The 19,168-nt window shown below is 66.3% G+C and carries 19 protein-coding genes; 15 read left to right on the top strand and 4 right to left on the bottom strand.

Features of this window, described 5'->3' with window-relative positions:
* The first annotated feature begins 10 nt into the window (after nt 1–10).
* Genes C7450_RS02475 through C7450_RS02460 form a run of 4 tightly spaced genes read left to right on the top strand, consistent with a single transcriptional unit; the run spans nt 11 to nt 4,155 of the window.
* Nucleotides 11–1,384, top strand: coding sequence for an MmgE/PrpD family protein (locus C7450_RS02475; RefSeq protein WP_170147006.1), 1,374 nt, complete (start codon nt 11–13; stop codon nt 1,382–1,384).
* A 21-nt stretch (nt 1,385–1,405) separates the two neighbouring features.
* A complete protein-coding gene (locus C7450_RS02470; RefSeq protein ID WP_110372773.1) occupies nt 1,406–2,197 on the top strand; it encodes an aspartate/glutamate racemase family protein in 792 nt (263 codons plus the stop codon).
* The gene (locus C7450_RS02465; RefSeq protein WP_110372772.1) at nt 2,194–3,081 is read left to right on the top strand and encodes an MBL fold metallo-hydrolase; all 888 of its coding nucleotides are present in this window, start codon (nt 2,194–2,196) and stop codon (nt 3,079–3,081) included. Before C7450_RS02470 ends, C7450_RS02465 begins: the two co-directional genes overlap by 4 nt.
* Before the next feature lie 48 nt (nt 3,082–3,129).
* Entirely contained in the window at nt 3,130–4,155 is a 1,026-nt protein-coding gene (locus C7450_RS02460; protein ID WP_110372771.1) for a LacI family DNA-binding transcriptional regulator, read from the top strand.
* 95 nt (nt 4,156–4,250) lie between these two features.
* Here the strand turns inward: C7450_RS02460 and C7450_RS02455 are convergent, their stop codons facing one another.
* Genes C7450_RS02455 through C7450_RS02445 form a run of 3 tightly spaced genes read right to left on the bottom strand, consistent with a single transcriptional unit; the run spans nt 4,251 to nt 5,866 of the window.
* Nucleotides 4,251–4,805 carry a DsbA family protein gene (locus tag C7450_RS02455; RefSeq protein ID WP_110372770.1) on the bottom strand — a complete coding sequence of 185 codons (555 nt, stop codon included), beginning with the start codon at nt 4,803–4,805 and terminating at the stop codon, nt 4,251–4,253.
* Nucleotides 4,802–5,311 carry a redoxin domain-containing protein gene (locus C7450_RS02450; RefSeq protein WP_110372769.1) on the bottom strand — a complete coding sequence of 170 codons (510 nt, stop codon included), beginning with the start codon at nt 5,309–5,311 and terminating at the stop codon, nt 4,802–4,804. Before C7450_RS02450 ends, C7450_RS02455 begins: the two co-directional genes overlap by 4 nt.
* 36 nt (nt 5,312–5,347) lie before the next feature.
* The gene (locus C7450_RS02445) at nt 5,348–5,866 is read right to left on the bottom strand and encodes a Dps family protein (RefSeq protein WP_110372768.1); all 519 of its coding nucleotides are present in this window, start codon (nt 5,864–5,866) and stop codon (nt 5,348–5,350) included.
* A 432-nt stretch (nt 5,867–6,298) separates the two neighbouring features.
* Between C7450_RS02445 and C7450_RS02440 the strand changes: the two genes are divergently transcribed.
* The 4 genes from C7450_RS02440 (at nt 6,299) to C7450_RS02425 (ending at nt 10,425) form a co-directional block, all read left to right on the top strand.
* Complete coding sequence (locus tag C7450_RS02440; RefSeq protein ID WP_245449438.1) at nt 6,299–8,188, top strand: PAS domain-containing sensor histidine kinase; 1,890 nt, start codon at nt 6,299–6,301, stop codon at nt 8,186–8,188.
* Nucleotides 8,185–8,838 (top strand): response regulator transcription factor, encoded by a 654-nt coding sequence (locus C7450_RS02435; RefSeq protein WP_110372767.1) that lies wholly within the window; start codon nt 8,185–8,187, stop codon nt 8,836–8,838. Before C7450_RS02440 ends, C7450_RS02435 begins: the two co-directional genes overlap by 4 nt.
* Before the next feature lie 118 nt (nt 8,839–8,956).
* Nucleotides 8,957–9,334, top strand: a complete 378-nt coding sequence (locus C7450_RS02430; RefSeq protein ID WP_110372766.1) for a response regulator transcription factor — start codon at nt 8,957–8,959, stop codon at nt 9,332–9,334.
* Between the two features lie 248 nt (nt 9,335–9,582).
* Nucleotides 9,583–10,425 (top strand): alpha/beta fold hydrolase, encoded by an 843-nt coding sequence (locus C7450_RS02425; protein WP_170147051.1) that lies wholly within the window; start codon nt 9,583–9,585, stop codon nt 10,423–10,425.
* Between the two features lie 709 nt (nt 10,426–11,134).
* Here C7450_RS02425 and C7450_RS02420 read toward each other — a convergent pair.
* The gene (locus tag C7450_RS02420) at nt 11,135–11,854 is read right to left on the bottom strand and encodes a TetR/AcrR family transcriptional regulator (protein ID WP_410369404.1); all 720 of its coding nucleotides are present in this window, start codon (nt 11,852–11,854) and stop codon (nt 11,135–11,137) included.
* A 179-nt stretch (nt 11,855–12,033) separates the two neighbouring features.
* Here C7450_RS02420 and C7450_RS02415 point away from each other — a divergent pair, with 179 nt between their 5' ends.
* Genes C7450_RS02415 through C7450_RS02385 form a run of 7 tightly spaced genes read left to right on the top strand, consistent with a single transcriptional unit; the run spans nt 12,034 to nt 19,151 of the window.
* Nucleotides 12,034–13,260, top strand: a complete 1,227-nt coding sequence (locus C7450_RS02415) for an ABC transporter substrate-binding protein (RefSeq protein WP_110372764.1) — start codon at nt 12,034–12,036, stop codon at nt 13,258–13,260.
* Nucleotides 13,261–13,296: 36 nt separating this feature from the next.
* Entirely contained in the window at nt 13,297–14,280 is a 984-nt protein-coding gene (locus C7450_RS02410; protein WP_110372763.1) for an amidohydrolase family protein, read from the top strand.
* 21 nt (nt 14,281–14,301) lie between these two features.
* Nucleotides 14,302–15,843 carry an aldehyde dehydrogenase gene (locus C7450_RS02405; RefSeq protein WP_170147005.1) on the top strand — a complete coding sequence of 514 codons (1,542 nt, stop codon included), beginning with the start codon at nt 14,302–14,304 and terminating at the stop codon, nt 15,841–15,843.
* A gap of 33 nt (nt 15,844–15,876) precedes the next feature.
* Nucleotides 15,877–16,728: a branched-chain amino acid ABC transporter permease gene (locus tag C7450_RS02400; RefSeq protein ID WP_110372762.1), complete on the top strand. Its 852-nt coding sequence runs from the start codon at nt 15,877–15,879 to the stop codon at nt 16,726–16,728.
* A complete protein-coding gene (locus tag C7450_RS02395) occupies nt 16,725–17,705 on the top strand; it encodes a branched-chain amino acid ABC transporter permease (protein WP_110372761.1) in 981 nt (326 codons plus the stop codon). The genes C7450_RS02400 and C7450_RS02395 overlap by 4 nt, the downstream gene beginning before the upstream one ends.
* A complete protein-coding gene (locus C7450_RS02390) occupies nt 17,702–18,439 on the top strand; it encodes an ABC transporter ATP-binding protein (RefSeq protein ID WP_110372760.1) in 738 nt (245 codons plus the stop codon). The genes C7450_RS02395 and C7450_RS02390 overlap by 4 nt, the downstream gene beginning before the upstream one ends.
* Complete coding sequence (locus C7450_RS02385; protein WP_110372759.1) at nt 18,426–19,151, top strand: ABC transporter ATP-binding protein; 726 nt, start codon at nt 18,426–18,428, stop codon at nt 19,149–19,151. The genes C7450_RS02390 and C7450_RS02385 overlap by 14 nt, the downstream gene beginning before the upstream one ends.
* Nucleotides 19,152–19,168: the final 17 nt, after the last annotated feature.

The following is a 19,168-nucleotide window of genomic DNA, read 5'->3' as shown; positions in this document are numbered from 1 at the left end:
GGAGGCGACCATGCTGGATATCACGCGTCAAGCGGCGGAATTCGTCGCCGCCATCAAGCCGCCCGACCTGCCCCAACGCTGCATCGAGGCCGCGCGCATCGGCATCGTCGACTGCGTCGGCGTCATGATTGCGGGCGCCGCCGAGGAGCCGGTGCGCATCGTCGCGGCGATGCTCGCGGCCACCACCCAGAACGACGGCGCGCCGGAGATCCCCGGGGGCCGCAACCTCGTCGCGTCCGACGCGGCCCTGGTCAACGGCGTCGCCGCGCATGTGCTCGATTATGACGACGTCGCGCTCGCCGGCCATCCCAGCGCGGTGCTGGTTCCGGCGATCCTGGCCGAGGGCTGGACGCTCGATGCGAGCGGGGCGGAGGCGATCGCCGCCTATGTTGCGGGTTACGAGCTCTGGGCGCAGCTCGCCGCCCTCGAGCCGGGCCACCTCCATGAACGCGGCTTCCACCCCACCGCGGTGATGGGCACGCTCGCGACCGCCGCCGCCTGCGCCCGCCTGCACGGGCTCGACGCCGAGAAGACCGGCCATGCCATCGCCATCGGCGCCTCGCTGGCGTCCGGTCTCGTCGCCAATTTCGGCACCATGACCAAGTCGCTCCATGCCGGGCGCACGGCACAGTCCGGCGTGCTCGCGGCACGGCTGGCCGCGCAAGGCTTTACCGCCTCGCCGGACGTGCTCGAGCACCGCACCGGCTTCCTGCGCGCCCATTCGCCGTCGGGCACCCCGGACATCGAGCACGGCACGATTGATCTCGGCGCGAACTGGCGCCTCGCCGATCTCGGCATCAACGTGAAGCGCTATCCGACCTGCTATGCGACGCATCGCTCGATCGATGCGATGCTGGGGCTCGTCGCTGCGCATGGCCTCAAGGCTCAGGATGTCCGCGAGATCCGCGTCCACACCGGCCGCACGCAGAAGCTGATGCTGCGCAACGCCAATCCGCAGACCGGGCTCGAGGCCAAGTTCAGCATGGAATTCGCCATGGCGGCGGCCTTGATCGCCGGGCGCGTCGGCCTTGCCGAACTGACGGACGGCTTCGTCCTGCGCGACGATGTCCGCGCGGCGATCGGCAAGGTGCGTTGCACCACCACCGACGAAGTGATGCCGGGCGACCAGCCTTTCGCGCCGGATGATCGTGTGTCCGTCGTGCTCGCCTCCGGCGACGTGCTGGAGCATGCCCCTGTCGTCCACGCCAAGGGCAGCTGGACGATGCCGCTGACGCGCGAGGAACTCCGGGACAAGTTCCTTGATTGCGCGACCCGGGTCTTCGACAATGCGCAGTCGGCCCGGCTGTTCGACCAGCTCTGGCGTCTCGACGCGCTGAAATCGCTGCGTGAACTCGAACTGACCAGCCATGCGTCCCGGAGTTGAGCGCGAAGGGAGAGCTGTCCGATGACCCGGATCTGGCATCAGTCCGTGAATGAACTCCAGCATTTGCAGGTCTATAAGAAGGCGCTGGAAGACCATGGGCGCGAGGTGATGGGAAGCGAGGCCGAACTTGTCGTCCACGGGCTGCCGAGCGGCACCTATGGCGGTCTTTCCGCCACGGCGGCCCTGGGCAACGCTTATGCCTATCACCGCTTGCTCGGCTGCGTGATCGAGAATGCGATCGAGGCCGAGCGCGAGGGCTACGACGCCTTCGTGATCGGTTCGTTCAGCGAGCCCTTCCTGCGCGAAATCCGCTCGGCGGTGGACATTCCCGTGGCCTCGCTGACCGAAGCGGGCTTGCTCGTCGGCTGCTCGCTCGGCCGGTATATCGGCCTGGTCTCCAATGCGCCGGCGGTGCAGTGGATGACCCGGACGGCGGTGGACAAGCATGGGCTTGGGGCGCGCGTTCTCGATGTCGTCGCGCTCGATCCCGCACTCGACGAGCCTGCGCTGGCCAAGGCCTATGCCGATCCTGAGCCTGTCATCGCCAGCTTCACGACGGCCGCCGAGCGCCTCGTCGCGCGCGGCGCGGACGTCATCATTCCCGCCGAAGGCGTGCTGGCCGAATTGCTCATGCGCCACGGCGTCCGCGCGGTCGCCGGGGCGCCGATCATGGACGTGGTCGCGGTGGCCTGGGCCTATGCGCTCATGCAGATCCGTCTCTGGTCCACCACCGGCCTGCGCGTCGGACGCGCCTGGCATCACCGGCGCGACGATCCAGCTCTCGTCGCGCGCCTCGCGGAGCAGCCCCGATGACCCCTCATCCTTTCAAGCAGGTCCCTGCCGTCTATCACCGCCAGCTCGGCGATGTGCTCGTCACGGGCCTGAGCGACGGCTATATGGACATGGGCTATGAGATCTTCCGCGACATCCCCGAGGACGAGGTCAGGGCGATCCTGGCGCGCGAACACCGCATCGCGCCGCCGCGCATCTCGATCAACGTCTTCGCGTTGCGCTTTGGCGGCAAGACCTATCTGGTGGATTGCGGCTCCCAGCACTTCATGGGGCCGACCTGCGGTCGCCTGATGGACAATCTCGCCGCGGCCGGGATCACGGCGGGTTCGGTCGATGGTGTGATCCTGACCCATGTCCATCCCGATCATTCCAATGGATTGACCGACGTCGCGACGGGGCAGCCGATCTTCCCCAATGCCGAGGTCATCGTTCATCAAGCCGAGATCGATCATTGGTACGACGACGCCGCGATGGCGCGGGCGACGGAGCGTCAGCGCCTGCGCTATTTCCAGTGGGGCCGCGAGCAACTCGATCCTTACAGGGCCGCCGACAAGGTGAGGACCTTCCGCGATGGCGAAATTCTGCCCGGCATCATCGCAATCCCCTGTCCCGGGCATACGCCGGGGCATTGCTCCTATGTGGTGTCATCCGGCCGCCAATCCATGATTGTCTGGGGTGATACGGTCCATGTGCCCGAAATCCAGCTGGCACGGCCCGAGGTCGCGATGCAGTTCGACACGGATCCGGAACGCGGGGTCAGGTCGCGCCAGCGCATCCTCGATATGGTGATCGCCGATGATCTGCTGGTGGCCGGCATGCACGTGCATTTTCCGGGCTTTGGCCATATGAGAGGTGAAAACGGGCGCTATTCGATCGTCGCTGAGCAGTGGGCCTACACGGCCTGAGACAGCGCGTGGCGGTCCCGCGGCGAAGGAAAGCAACAGGTTCAGTACATGGCGACCCGTGGCACGAAAAATACCATCCGTGACGTCGCCTTGGCGGCGGGCGTCGCGGTTGGGACCGTGTCGCGCGTGCTGAACGGCCACAGCACCGTCAAGCCTGAGATCAAGCGCCGCGTGCAGCGCGCCATCGACGAGATGGGCTACTCGCCCAACGCGATCGCGCAGAGCATGCGGATCGGCTCGACCTTCACGATCGGTTGCGTGCTGCGCGAGATCAACGTTCCGCAGCTCGCCGGCTTCGTGCGCGCCGCGCATGACGTCCTCGACGAGGCCGGATTCTCCCTGCTGATCTCGAACTCGGAGGGGCGAAGCGAGCGCGAGCGCGGGCTCCTCGAGCGCCTGGCGCGGCGCCAGGCCGATGGGGTGATGATCGGGCCCTATACCCCGATCGTCGGCGAATTCGAGGCCTTCCTGCGCGAACTCGGCATTCCGATCGTGCTGGTCGATCGCGACCCCGTCGACTGGGCCGATGGCGTCATGGCCGACCATGCCGGCGGCACGCGCCTGGCCGTTGAGCACCTCATCGGCCTCGGCCATCGGCGGATTGCGCTCATCACCGGCGAGAAGGATCTTTATCCGGCCAAGGAGCGCATCAAGGGCTATTATAAGGCCTACGAGGCGTTTGGGCTGACAGTCGACCCTTCTCTCGTCCAGACCGGGAGCTTCCTGCCCAGCGCGGGGTTTCGCTTCGCATCCGCGCTCTTGGGGCAGCGCAACCCGCCGACCGCGATCCTCTCGGGCGGCATCGACATGCTGTCAGGCGTGCTGCGCGCCATTCGCAGTCGCGGCATGAGTATTCCCGGCGACATCTCGGTGATCGGTGCCGGCAATTCCGAACTCGCCGAACTGCATACGCCACCGATTTCGATCGTCAGCTGGGATCAGGCCGAGGTCGGGCGCGTCGCGGCGGGGCTGCTGCTCGACCGGCTGCGTTCCCAGGCGGCAGCGGAGGGGCGCCATGTCCTCGTTCCCAATGAATTCCATCTGCGCGCATCGGTCGGGCCGCCACGGACCTGAGACGATACGCGGCCGCGCCACCCCGCCTCGAGCCGCATGTCACCAAGATCGAGCATCCTTGGACCAAGGAAGCGCAACCCCGGAGGAGCCGCAATCTAGCGATGCATGCCGGCGCGGGGGCGGATGGCTTCGCGGGCGGCATGCCGCAAGGCATCGACGAGGCTGTCGACGTCGCGTTCGCCGTCATAGCGGAGCCCGTTGATGAACAGGCTCGGTGTGCCGTTCACGCCGCTGCGGACGCCGCCCATGAAATCGGACCGGATCTTCGCGTCGAAGCGGCCGTCCAATCCCTCTGCCACCACGTCGGAAGCGAGCCCCAGGCGCAGGCCATAGCCGAAGAGGTCCGCGTCGGTCAGTGCGGCCTGGTTTTCGTAAAGCATGTCGTGCGCCTGCCAAAACCGGCCGAGGCCAGCGGCGGCCTCTGCGAATTCCGCGGCGCGGACCGCATGGGGATGCAGTTCGGAAATCGGGAAGTTGCGGAAGACAAAGCGCATCTGGTCGCCCATGGCGTGCTGTACGGCCTTGAGGATCGGATAGGCTTCGCCGCAATAGGGGCATTCATAGTCGCCGTATTCCACGAGGGTGACGGCCGACTGGGCCTGGCCCTGCGTGTGGTCCTGGCTGCCGACGGGAACCGCGAGATGGGTCATGATGGGTTTCCTTCCGCAGGCGCTGCAGCGCCGAGTGTTTCGAGAGCCTCGAGGATTCCATCGGCCCCCGGGTTGATGCCGAGCGGGGAGACGAAGCTCCAGCGGATGATGCCGGCCCCGTCGATGACGAAGAGCGCGCGCTCGGCGATCCCTTCCTTCTCGCGATAGACGCGATAGCGGCGGGCGACGGCGCCCTTCGGCTCGAAATCCGCCAGCAGCGGAAAATGCAGCTTGCGGTCGTTTGCGAAGGCGGCGTGGCACCAGACGCCGTCCACCGAGATACCCACCAGCTGGGCTCCGGCCTTGTGGAACTCGGGCAGGATCTCGTTGTAGAGCGCCATCTGGTCGCCGCAGACCGGGCTCCAGTCTGCGGGGTAGAAAGCGATGATCACCGGTTTGCCGCTGAGATCGTCCAGCGAGACCATCTGATCGGGCGTCGCCGGCAGGCTGAAGGCGGGAGCAGGCGTGCCTGCAGCCAATGCCTCATCCGAATGCGTGTCTGACATGGTCTTGTCTTCTCGTTAGCGCGTGGGGAGAGGCGCTCAGCGCGCCGGCCGTGTCATCTCGTAGAGGAACCAGCTGCGGCGCTCGGCTTCGTCGATCCAGACCTCGATCAGGCTGGTCGAAGCCACGTCGTTATGGGTTTCGCAGACCTCGTGGGCAGCGCGCAGGTAGCCGGTCAGGCTGCGGTTGTCGTCGGCAAGCTCGGCCAGCATGTCCTGCGGAGTGACGTAGTCGGCATCGTTGTCGAGGAGGCGCTGCAGCCGGCCGATATGGCCGATCGAGCGCAGCGTCGTGCCGCCGACCTTGCGGACGCGCTCGGCCAGTGCGTCGGTCGTCGCGAAGATCTGGTCGCCCTGGTCGTCAAGCAACAGGTGATAGTCGCGGAAATGCGGGCCGAACATATGCCAGTGGAAGTTCTTGGTCTTCAGATAGAGCGCGAACATATCGGCGAGGACGCCGGTGAGCGCTGCAGCGATGTCCGTGGTGGCGTTGGCGCCGAGATCGGTCGGGGTGCGCAGCGCGGCGCCGGGGACCGTTTGGAGGGACAGGTCGTTCATGGCAACTCTCCAGTTGGATGACGAGGAACCGTGTTCCCCGATGTCCTGACCGTAGAGCGCCGCGGGCCTTGCCTGAATCGAACGAAGGCATATCCGTCTCATACCTGTGTTTATGGACGGCGGGCGGAGCCGACACTGCGGCACCTGGATACGCCTTCCCGCGCGATGGCGATGCCGAACAGGAGGATGCCGGGCTCGAATGCCCGGTGCGCCTTGATCCGTCGGGAAACCACCGCTGATTTTTCCACAGGCCGTATCGATGATGCGCCGTTGCGGACGGCGCGGATGATCTATGGTGAGCGAGCTTCGTGCTCGCCGGATTTCATTCATGTCGTCCCCCTTCTCTCCGATCGTGGCGATCCGCCCCGCCCGTTCTCAAAGGACGCGGGGCCGCCCAGTCCACCGCTCAAGACAACCCGCAGGACAGCGAGCATGACATCGACCATGAGGAGGACGGCGTTTCGCATGGCGGCGGCGCTGCTCGCGCTCTTCATCTTCCTGTTCGACACGCTGTCGCCGCTGGAGGGCGCGGTCGCGGTTCTCTATGTTCTGGTTGTGCTTCTGGCGGCGGGCACGGGCAGGCGCATCGACATCATCGTGGCGGCCACTGCCAGCCTGGTCTTGACCATCGTCGCCTATATGGGCACGCACAGCCTGCACGCGGGAGCCCCGATATTGCGGGCGCTGGTGAGCGTCGCGGCGACAGCCATCGCGACAGCGCTCGCGCTGAAGAATCAGGCCGCGACGGCGACGCTTGCTGCGCAGGCGAGGCTGCTGAACCTCTCGCACGACATGATCTTCGTGCGCGACCCGCTCGGGCGGATCACCTTCTGGAACCGCGCGGCGGAAGATATCTATGGGTGGTCTTCGGCCGAGGTCATGGGGCGGGTTGCCGACGCGTTGCTCGAGACGCGCTACCCCATACGGCGCGATGCAATCGACGGCATTCTCCAGGATACCGGACGCTGGGACGGCACCCTTGAGCATCGCACCAAGGCGGGCAACTGGATCACGGTTGAAAGCCGGTGGGCCCTCCAGCGCGACGGGCACGGCGAGGTCGTCGGCGTGTTCGAGACCAATACGGATGTCACCGAACGCAAGGCGGCGCATACCGCGTTGGTCCGCAGCGAAAGGCGCTATCGGCACATGTTCAATGCCAGCCGGGTCGGCGTCGTGCAGGAGGACTGGACCGCGACGCGGGCCGAGATTGCTGCGCTCGGGATCCAGGGCGGCGCGGCGATGTCCGCCTATCTCGCCGGCCATCCCGAATTCGTCGCGCGCTTGCGCAGGTTGACGCGGATCGTCGATGTCAATCCCGCCTTCCTCGCCATGATGGGCGCGGAGACCCGCGCGGATTTCCACCGCTCGGTGGATAACGTGCTGGTGGAGGCGGACCCGACCTTCGGGCCAGCTCTCGCCGCCTTCGCCCGCGGTGACGGCTTCCACGAGGGCGAAACCGAAATCGTCACGGTTGATGGCAGACGCGTACCCGTGATCTTCACGATCACCTTTCCGACCGCCGCCGACGGCGACGGCAATGTGCTGGTCTTCGTCGTCGACGTCACGGACCGCCGCCGCGCCCAGGATGCTCTGCTGCAAGCCCAGGCGGAACTCGCGCATGCCGCGCGCGTCGCGACGCTGGGCGAACTGACCGCCTCCATCGCCCATGAGGTCAACCAGCCGCTGATGGCGGTGGTGACCAGCGGCGAGGCCGCGCTGCGCTGGCTCAGGCGCCCCGAGCCCGACCTCACGGAGGTCGACAGCGCGCTGGGGCGCGTGGTCTCCGAAGGGCGCCGGGCGAGCGAGATCGTCAAGCGGATCCGGGCCTTCCTGACCAAGACGCCGGCTCCGCCGACCCCCCTCGACGTCGCGACCCTCATCGAGGAGGCGGCGCAGCTCGTCCAGCGCGAACTCGTGCGCGCGCAGGTCGAGTTCCACGTCGAGATCCCGCCTGGCCTGCCGCCCGTGATCGGGGACCGGGTTCAGCTCCAGCAGGTCGTCGTCAACCTGATGGTCAATGCCGGCCAGGCGATGGCCGAGCATGACGGCCGGCGCCTGCTGACGATAGCGGCAGAGCACAGACCCGAAGCCGGCATCGAGATTGCGCTGAGCGATACGGGGCCCGGCATCTCCGCGGCAAATCTCGAACGCCTGTTCGATCCCTTTTTCACGACCAAGCCGGACGGGATGGGCATGGGGCTTGCGATTTGCCGCACCACCGCCCAAGCTCATGGCGGGACGCTCACGGTCGAAAGCGTGCCGGGCGGTGGAGCGACGTTCCGTCTCACGCTTCCCGTTCTGCAGCATGGTGAATCAGCATGATCAGACATTCATCGGTGAAGGCGGTTCCGGCGGCTCCGGCCTCGCCGCTTGTCGTGATCGTCGACGACGATCCCGCCGTGCGCGAGTCGCTCGACAGCCTGTTCCGCTCGATCGGGCTTTCGACGCGGCTCTTTGGCGCGCCGGCGGAGCTTCTGCAGCAGCCTCTGCCTGACGGCCCGGGGTGTATCATTCTCGATGTCCGGCTCCCGGGTATCAGCGGGCTCGACTTCCAGGACCAGCTCGGCAGGCATGGTATCGCGTTGCCGATCATCTTCATGACCGGTCACGGGGACATCCCCATGACCGTGCGCGCGATGAAGGCCGGGGCGGTCGATTTCCTCGCAAAGCCGTTTCGCGATCAGGAAATGCTCGATGCCGTGACGGCGGCGATCGAGCGCGACAGGGAGCGCCGCAGCGCGTCGGCGGCTCTTGAGGATCTGCGCGCCGCTCATGCGACGCTGACCGCCCGCGAACGCGAGGTGATGACGCATGTGGTTGCGGGCCTGATGAACAAGCAGGTCGCCGGCATCCTCGGCCTCAGCGAGATCACCGTGAAGATCCATCGTGGCAACGTCATGCGAAAGATGGGCGTGCGGACGCTGGCCGACCTCGTGCGCACGGCCGAGGCGCTGGGCATCCCGAAGCCTTGAATCCGGCCGCTGCAAACCTGCGTATGATGGTCGCCCGGCGCGCGATCCGTCATAACGAGCCTAGGCCGCGCACCCGGATCTTCCCTTCGTGCGACCATCGGCATGAAGAAGTACGGATATGCAACACAGACTGACAGTCGCGATCGTTGACGACGACGACGGTGTGCGCGCTTCGCTTTCAAGTCTCATCCGTTCGCTCGGCTATGAGGCGCGAAGCTATGGGTCCGCGCCGGCTTTTCTCGCCGACGTTGAGCGCGGCGATCCCGACTGCATGATCGCCGACATCCAGATGCCGGAGATGACGGGCGACGAGCTCCAGGCCGCATTGCTCTCAGCCGGGCGGCGCTTCCCGATGATCTTCATGACCGCATTTCCGACGGCGCCGGTGCGCGAGCGCGTCATGGCGGCCGGCGCCTGCGCCTTCCTCGACAAGCCGGCGGAGCCCGATACCATCGCGCATCATCTCGCCTCGGCCCTCGGGCATGGTCGCGCCTGAGCGGCGCCCCCCAAACCTTCGTATGAGGCGCTGATCCAAGCGTAGGATTTCGAACCCGGCGCCCGCCCCGTAGCCTGTCCTTGTCAGCCACCCATTGCGGAGACAAGGCCATGTCCAACCTCGATCCTCACTTCACCCGGCGGGGCATTGTCGCCGGCGCGGCCGCCGTCTCGGCAGCGAGCCTGATCCCTGCGGCGGCATTCGCCCAGCCCTCCCGACCCATCCAGACCCCAAAAGGAAACACGACAATGAGCAGCGGCTTCGTCAAGACCAAGGACGGCGTTGATATCTTCTACAAGGACTGGGGTCCCAAGAGCGCCCAGCCGATCGTGTTCCACCACGGCTGGCCGCTCTCCGCGGACGACTGGGACGCCCAGATGCTCTTCTTCCTCGCGAATGGCTACCGCGTCGTCGCCCATGACCGTCGCGGCCATGGACGCTCCTCGCAGGTCGATACCGGCAACGACATGGACCATTACGCCGCCGATGCCTTTGCCGTGGTCGAGCATCTCGACCTCCGGAACGCCGTCCACATCGGCCACTCGACCGGTGGCGGCGAGGTCGCCCGCTATGTCGCGAAATTCGGCCAGCCGCATGGCCGGGTCGCCAAGGCGGTCCTCGTCAGTTCGGTTCCGCCGCTGATGCTCAAGACCGAGACGAACCCGGGCGGCACGCCGATCGAGGTCTTCGACGGCTTCCGCAAGGCGCTGGCCGACAACCGGGCGCAGTTCTATCTCGATGTCGCCTCGGGCCCCTTTTATGGGTTCAACCGCGAGGGTGCGAAGATCTCCCAGGGCATCATCAACAATTGGTGGCGCCAGGGCATGATCGGGGGCGCGCTGGCCCAATACCAAGGCATCAAGGCTTTTTCGGAAACCGACCAGACCGAAGACCTCAAGGCGATCACGGTGCCGACGCTCGTGACGCAGGGCGACGACGACCAGATCGTGCCCTACACCGACGCCGCGATGCTTCAGATCAAGTTGCTCAAGCATGGCACGATCAAGATCTACAAGGGGTTCCCGCACGGCATGCTGACCACGCACGCCGAGGTCATCAACCCGGATCTTCTGGCCTTCGTGAAGGGCTGAAGCGAACGCGTTCTTGCGCAACAGGCGAGGGGAGGGCGGATCATCTCCGCCCTCCCTTTATCATGACAGGACGAGCAGGGGCGCCAGGTTCCTGGAGCACGTCCGTCTGGTGCGGATTGGCTCCGCATAGGAATAGGCAAAAAAATCCAACGGCTTGATGGTATCGGACGATTCCATCCAAGCCGGATTGGCGCTGGTGAGTTTCCTTCGCGCGCCAGAGGTTTCGCGCGCGAAGGATGGGGGAGCCCGGCCTGGATCGCCCGCCCTGACAGCCGGCGGGTCAGCGTGGCAGAAGATTTTGTCGCCGACATGGTGCCTCGCATCACTCGGTGTTGGACATATTCGCTGGCCGCGAGGAGCCTCGGGGGCCAGCGTCGCAGGCGACGGGCTGCGGGATATTCGCCGGGCGCGATCACCCGAGGGGATCGGCGCTTGCAGGCCCGCACCCGCATTCCACCCTAAAAATCGAGCCCAAAAATCGAGCGCCTCCAAGTGAGGACCCCGCTTTGGTGCTCGGCGCCTGGCCGTCGATGACAGGTCTGGTGGTCGGCATCGCGCTTGGGCTTGCGGCCAGCGTGATCCAGAGCGCGCGCCTCATTCGCGGTGCACGCGACCCGCGCACGATCTGACGGCGCCCCTCACGGCCCCCAGAGGCCAGGAATCACTGCGATGCGACTGAAAGCCGGCCTCGCGACCGGAACCGTCGCCTTCAGCCGGCGGTGGTCGTGGCGTCGCGCACAACAACCCCGACGCCATCGACGAAGGATAGAACCTTCATCTCGATGATCGGTTCGAGCGGGCCGACCGGCATATTGTAGATGAATTTGCGGACGCCGAGGTAAAAGATGGCCGCGTGAAGGCTCCAGACGGCTTCGACCTCAATGTCCGTCGGGGGCTTTTCGGCGGTGCCGGGCGCGCCGAACTCGAGCCGCAATTCATCGACGAGCGTGTTGAAGACACGCCGGCGCAAAAGCTCGAGATAGCGCGTATTGAAATCCAGCCCCTTCAGCCCGGAGAACATGAACAGCCGGATCCACTCATAGGTGAGGATCGCCTTCGCATAGTCCTGGTAGAAGGCCACCATGCGCTCCCGCAGCGGCTTGCTGCGATCGCCGATCACCTCGTCCCAGAAGGGGTTCCAGCGCCGCAGGAACACCTCCTGATAGACGCGTTCGACCAGCGCATCCTTGGTCGCGAAATAGCGGTAGAGCAGCGGCTGCGTGATATCGAGCCGCCGCGCGAGTTCGCGCGTGTGACCCTCGAAGCCGAATTCGGCGAAGAATCTGACCGCCTCCTTGACAATGACGTCCTCGCGCTCCGACGGGCTCATACGTCGCCCGCTCCCGGCGGCCTGGCGCCGGCGGGCCGGCCGACGATTCTTGGCGGCGATTTCGCCGCGGACAGTGATCGGTGCGTCTTCATTCGTCATGCCAGTCGTTTATCACTTGAAAGGTTCGGTGAGAAGCCGGGACGGCGATGAATGGGCAATTAACCGATTGAGCAGCGCCGAATCCTTGATCGTCATGCTTTAAAGGGGTCTTGACGGCAAAATCGGCGCGTGCAAATAATGATCATACGATAAATAAAGAGCCGATAGGGAGGCGTGTGATGATTTCCAGAAGGCAGTTGGTCGCCGGTGCCGGAGCGGTTCTCGCGTTGCCGTCGGCCCGGGCGATCGCCCAGGCGGGCCCGATCCGCATCGGCATGCTCACGGTGAAATCCGGTGCACTCGCGGCGGGCGGCCGGCAGATGGAGGATGGCTTCCGCCTCTTTCTCAGCGAACGCGCCAACCGGATCGCCGGTCGCGAAGTCGCGTTCATGGTCGCCGACACCGGCGGTCAGCCCGCCCTGGCAAAGACGCGCGCCCAGGAGCTCGTCCAGCGCGCGGGCGTTCATGTCGTCGTCGGCCCCGTCGCTGCCTTCGAGGCGCTTGCGATCAACGACTATCTCCAGGAGGCCGGCGTGCCGTTCCTGTGCGCGTCCGCCGCGGCCGAGGACCTGACGCAGCGGCGGATCAATCCCTGGTTTGTGCGAACCTCGTCGACCTCGGCCCAGCCCTGCCATCCGCTCGGTGAATATGTCGCGCGCGATCTCGGCTACAAGCGCGTCGTGACAATCGCCGATGACTTCGCGTTCGGGCAGGAGCAGACGGCCGGTTTCCAGCGCGCCTTTGTGGCATCGGGTGGGACCGTCGTCAGAAAGCTCTGGTCGCCGCTCAACGTGGCCGACTACGGGTCCTATATTGCCCAGATCGGCGAGCCCGATGCCGTCTTTGCGGCCTTCGCCGGCGCGAACGGCCTGCGCTTCCTGCGCCAATACGCCGAATACGGCCTGAAGCAGAAGATTCCGATCATCGGGGCCATGACGACGGTCGACGAAGGTGTGCTGCACAGCATGGGCGACGAGGCGCTCGGAATCGTCTCGGCCGGATGGTATTCGGCGGCCTTGCCGGGCGATGCCAATCGGCGCTTCGTTACGGAATTGCGCAAAGAGACGGGTGTGGATCCCGGCTTCTACTCGGCGGGCGCCTACTCGGCCGGCCTCGCGCTGGAGAACGCTCTGCAGAACATCGACGGCAAGGTCGAGGACAAGCAGGCGTTCATGGCGGCGCTGCGCAAGGTCGAGATCGCCGATGACCCGCGCGGCCCCTGGCGGCTCGACAGCTACGGCAACCCGATCCAGAACATCTACATCCGCAAGACCGAACGGAAAGGCGGCCGGCTCGTCAATACGGTCGTCAAGACTTATGAAAACGTATCGCAGTTCTGGACCTATAACGCCGAGGCCTTCCTCTCCGCGCCGGTCTACTCGCGCAACGACCCGACGAAGCTCTGAGCGTACCCTGTTCTCAATTCAACCGGCCAGGCAGTCATGATCGTCGACGCCCATAACCACGTCATCCCGGCATCCATCCTGCGGCACCTCGAGGACAACCCCGAGCCCTTCGGCGTCAGGGTCGATCGCTCGGGCGCCGGGACGCGGCTCGCGCACCGCGAGGGCTTTGCCTATCCGCTCTTCGACGAGTTCGTCGCGCCGGAGGAAAAGCTGCGCCAACTCGATCGGCGCGGCATTGACGCGGCGATCATCTCGCCGTCGCCGACGCTCTTCTTCTACCGGATCGCGCCGGAGGCCGAGGCGGCCTTCGCACGGCGCGTCAACGACGCGGTGGCGGCCTTCGCCGCGGCCGCGCCGGAGCGTCTGCGCCCCATGGGGACGCTGCCGATGCAGTCGCCGGAGGACGCACTCGCCGAACTCGACAGGATCACGACCGATCTCGGCATGCGCGCGGTGACAATCGGCTGTCATATCGACGGGCAGGCGCTTTCGGAACCGAAATTCCGCCCGGTCCTGCGCCGCGCCGCCGCGCTCGGCGTCCTGATCCTGACACACCCGTATTATTTCGGTGCGAAGCCGGGGCTGGAGAAATACTACCTCACGAACCTGATCGGCAATCCGCTCGACACGGCCGTGATGGCGGCGGACCTGATCTTCGGCGGTGTTATGGACGAGGTGCCGGATCTGCGGATCTGCCTGTCCCATGGCGGCGGTTTCCTGCCCTACCAGATTGGCCGGCTCGTGCATGGCCGGACGGTGAGGCGCGAAGCGCAGACCATTCCGAGCTCGCCGAAGGATCTGCTCAAGCGCTTCTACTTCGACACGATCACCCATGATGCGGCTGCGCTTGGCTATCTCATCGATCTCGTCGGCGCCCGGCAGGTGCTGCTGGGAACCGACATTCCCTTCGACATGGCCGACGAGACGCCGATGCGGACGCTGGAAGCCGTTCCCGGACTCTCGGCCGACGCACGCGCCCTCATCGCCGGCCGGAACGCTTGGCGCCTGACCGGCGCCTGAACACCCACAACGGAGGCAGATATGGTCACCCACAGCCAGCCGGCCCCGGCCGCAACGCAACGCCATGAGCCGCGGCGCGGTCTCTTCATCGACGGGCAGATGGTCGACCCCGGTCCGCGCGCGCTGATGACCATCATCTCCCCCGGCACCGGTGCGACGATCGCCGAGGTCCTCGAAGCGACGGCCGGGGACGTCGATCGGGCCGTGGCGAGCGCGAGCGACGCCTTCCGTTCGCGGGACTGGCGCGGCCTCTCGGCGCGCACCCGGGCGCGGCTCGTCAACAAGCTCGCCGATGTCATGGACGCGCATCTCGACGAACTCTTCGAGCTCGAGACGCTGAACAATGGTCGCCCCATCCGCGAAACCCGGGCCCAGCTCGCCCGGGTGCCCGATCTCTTTCGCTACAATGCCGCGCTCGCCATGGCGCGGCGCGACGACGTCATCCCCGTCGAAGGTGAATATCTCACCTATACGCGGCGGCTGCCGGTCGGGGTGGTGGCGAATGTGACGCCCTTCAATCACCCGCTGCTGATCGCCTGCCGCAATCTCGCGCCGACCTTCGCCTCGGGCTGCACGACGGTTGTGAAGCCTTCCGAATATACGCCTCTGACCACCTTGCGGCTGGCCGAGATCTTCGCCGCGGCCGGTCTTCCGCCGGGCGTTTTCAATGTCGTGACCGGCGGCGGCGCGGTGACCGGCCGTGCTCTCTCCGAGCATCCCGGCATCCGCAAGCTCGTGCTGACCGGCGGGACGGAGGCGGGGCGCCGTGCGGGCGCAGCAGCCGCGAGCAATTTCGCCCGTCAAACGCTTGAACTGGGGGGCAAGACGCCGGTCGTGGTCTTCGACGACTATGACCTCGACCAGGCGGTCAATTACGCGGCCTTCGGCGCCTTCGTCGGTGCCGGGCAGACCTGCGTCTGCGCGGCGCGCCACATCGTCCAGCGCCGCCTCTACGATGCCTTTGTCGAGAAGCTCGCGGCAAAAGCCCGGGCCATCGCGATCGGCGACCCCTTCGCCCCCGATACCCAGATGGGCCCCGTGATCTCCGAGCGCCAGCGCCAGCGTGTGCTCGACTTCGTCCGGATCGGTCGCGAGGAAGGTGCACGGCTCGTCGCGGGCGGACGGGTCCCGCCCGCCCTCGCGGCAAATGGCGGCTTCTTCATCGAGCCCACGGTCTTCGCCGATGTCGCGCCGCACATGCGCATCTTCCAGGAGGAGGTCTTCGGCCCCTTCACCGTCGTCACGCCCTTCGACACGGAGGACGACGCGGTGCGCATCGCCAATGACAGCCCCTATGGGCTGGCCGCCGCGATCCGTACCCGCGATGTCGCCCGCGCGCACCGCGTCGCGGATCGCATCGACGCGGGGATCGTCTGGACCAACGATCATCATCGCGTCGATGCGGCGTCGCCCTGGGGCGGCTTCAAGCAATCCGGGATCGGGCGCGAGTTCGGCAAGGAGGCCTTCGACGCCTATTTCGACGTCAAGGCGGTGATGGTGAACGTCGGCGACCAGCCTTTCGACTGGTTCGACATGGCTGCTGCGCAGCCGCGGCTGAACTGAACGGACGTTGCCCCACCCCCGGAGACTGACGCCATGTTCTGGATAAATGGGTTGCTGAACAGCCTGGCCTTCGGCGCGATCCTGTTTCTCCTCGCCGTCGGCTTCTCCCTCATCTTCGGTCTGATGCGCGTCGCAAACCTCGCCCATGGCGCCATTTTCATGCTCGGCGGATATATCGCGACCTCGATGATCGGCTTCGGCTTCCTAGCCGCCGTGCTCGCCGCGGCACTGGCTTGCGCCGCCTTCGGCGGACTGGTCGAGCGCAGCTTGATCCGCCGGCTCGCCGGCCGCGAACTGGCGCAGGTGCTCGGGACACTGGGGCTCGCCTTCATCATAGCGGACCAGTGCCTGCTGGTCTGGTCGGGCGACCCGATCGCGCAGCCGGCGCCTGCGTTGCTGCGCGGCACGGTTGAAGTCGCGGGGGTCGTCTTTCCGGCCTATCGCCTGGCATTGATCGCCATCGCCGCCATCGCGCTCGCGGCCATCTGGCTGCTCGTCGAACGCACGACCCTCGGCGCCCGGATCAGGGCTGCGGTCGATGATCGGGAGATGGCGCGTGCCATGGGCATCCCCGTGTCGCGGCTGTTCACCACGGTGTTCTGTCTCGGCGCCGGCCTGGCCGGCATGGGCGGAGCGCTCGCCGCGCCGGTCATGTCCGTCTACCCCGGCCTCGATGCGGAGATGCTGCCGCTGGCGCTGCTGGTCGTCATTCTGGGCGGCATCGGCTCATTGTCCGGCGCCTTCGTCGGCAGCCTACTGATCGGTCTGATCTACACCTTCGGCCAGATGCTCCTGCCGGACCTGGCCTACGTCATCCTCTTTCTGCCCATGGTCGTCGTGCTTGCAGCGCGGCCGCAGGGCCTCTTCGGGAGGCATATGGCATGAAGCCCCTTCTGGTTCTCGTTGTCGCCGCTGCGGCGATGCCGCTTCTGCTGCCCGGGGAATTCTACCTCGCTATCGCGACCCAGGTTCTGGTCTATGGCCTCTTTGCCGTCAGCGTGAACCTGATCGCGGGCTATTGTGGCATGGTCTCGCTCGGGCATGCCGCCTTCCTCGGTATATCGGGCTATGCGTTCGCCCTCCTCAGCGTCGGGGCGGGCTGGCCGATCTGGGCCGCGACGACCGCTGCGCTCGGGCTCACCAGCCTGACGGGAGCCATGTTCGGCCTTGTGGCGCTGCGCACCTCGGGACTGAGCTTTCTCATGATCACGCTCGCGCTCGGGCAGATCGTCTGGGGTATCGCATTTCGCTATGTCGACCTGACGAATGGCGAGAACGGCATCTCGCTGCCGCGTCCGGACGGTGTCCTGCTCCACGGAACGGGCCTCTATTACCTCTGTCTCGCCGTCACGGCCGGCTGCATGCTGTTCGTGACCGTTCTGACACGCTCGCCGCTCGGTGCTGCGATGCAGGGCGTGCGCGACCAGCCCCGCCGGATGAGCACGCTCGGCTACGATGTCTGGGCGATCCGCTACGTGTCCTATGTTCTGTCGGCTCTCCTGGCGGCGGCGTCCGGCATTCTGTATATGCTGACCTTCCGCTTCATCAGCCCGCATGCACTGTCGCTGACCGTGTCGTCCGAGGCGGTGCTCATGGTGATTGCCGGGGGGCTCGGGACCACGTTCGGGCCTCTGCTGGGCGCCGCGCTCGTCGTCCTGCTGAAGAACGTCGCCAGTGCCTATACCGACCGCTGGCCGACCCTGCTCGGATTGATCTTCCTTTTCATCATCGTCGTCGTGCCCGAGGGGCTGCTGCCTGGAGCCCGCCGGCTATTGGGCGCGCTGAAAGCCCGCGTCGTGGCCCCGGATAATATCGGCGCAAACCTGACCCGGGCGTCGCGCATCGAAGGAGCCCGTCAATGACTGCTCTTCAGGTGAACAATCTCCGCAAGAGCTTCGGTGGCCTCGATGTCATTCAGGACGTCTCGTTCACCGTGGAGCCCGGCGAACGCCGCCTCCTGCTTGGGCCCAACGGGGCCGGCAAGACCACGCTGTTCAATCTGATCGCCGGCGATCTTCGCGCCAGCGGTGGCCGGATCCTGCTGCAAGGCCGCGATGTCTCGGCCCTGTCGACCAGCCAGCGCGCGGCCTGCGGACTGGGGCGCACCTTCCAGATCCTGACGCTGTTCGGCCGCGAGACCGTGCTCGGCAACGTCGTCATGGCCCTGCTGGGTAGCAGTCCCAAGCGTTGGAAGCCGTTCGGGGCAGTCGTCCACGATACGGCGCTTCGGAGGCGTGCGCTGTCCGTCCTCGCCCGGGTCAAGCTTGAAGGGCTTGCCGACAGGCCGATCCAGGAAACCTCATACGGCGAGAAGCGGCGCCTCGAAATCGCGATGGCGCTCGCGCAGGACCCGCAAGTCCTTCTGCTCGACGAGCCTTTGGCGGGGCTTTCGAAGGAAGAGCGCGGAACGGTCAGCGCGCTGCTCGAGGATCTCCCGCGGTCTCTGACCATCGTCATGATCGAGCACGACATGGACGTGGCGCTCGCCTTCGCCGAGCGGATCGCGCTGCTCAATCACGGCCGGCTGCTTGTCGACGGAACGCGTGACGAGGTGATCGCCGACCCGCGTACCCGGGAGGCCTATCTTGCCCAGTGAGCCCGCCCTGTCGCTGTCTGGCGTGAACGCCTTCTACGGCGATAGTCATATCCTGCATGACATCTGCCTCGAGCTGCCGCAGGGCGAAATCCTGGCCTTGCTCGGCCGCAACGGGGCCGGCAAGACGACCTGCATGAATGCGATCGCGGGGCTGCTGCCGCGCCGGAGTGGACGTATCGCGGTGGGGCGGCAGGACATTTCCGCGCTCTCACCGGAGGCGATCTGCCGCGCGGGCGTGGCACTCGTGCCGCAGGGGCGGCGCATGTTCAGGAGCCTATCGGTCGAGGAAAACCTCACCGTCGCACGCCGGGCCGCGCCGCCCGCCGGCCAGCGTCCCTGGACCATCGCGCAGATCTACGACCTGTTCCCGCGCCTGCAGGAACGACGCGCGAACCTTGCCGGGCAGCTATCCGGTGGCGAGCAGCAGATGCTGGCGATCGGGCGGGCGCTGATGACGGCGCCGCGCGTGCTGCTGATGGACGAACCAACGGAAGGGCTCGCGCCGCAGATCGTCGCCGAGGTGGGGGCGATCGTTCGAAATCTCCGCGCGGCGGGCCTCTCGGTCATTCTGGTGGAGCAACACATGGCCTTCGCGCTGGGATTGGCCGATCAGGTCGTCGTCATCAATACCGGCAGGGTCGTGGAGCGTGGGGCCGCATCGGCGTTGCGCGCGGATATGAGCCGGCTCGAGGAGCAGCTTGGCATCCACTGACGCGGACGGGGCGGCAA

It is taken from the genome of Chelatococcus asaccharovorans, assembly GCF_003201475.1.
GTDB lineage: Bacteria > Pseudomonadota > Alphaproteobacteria > Rhizobiales > Beijerinckiaceae > Chelatococcus > Chelatococcus asaccharovorans.
Note: the sequence above shows the minus strand (reverse complement) of the source record. Positions and strands in the feature narration are given on the sequence as shown.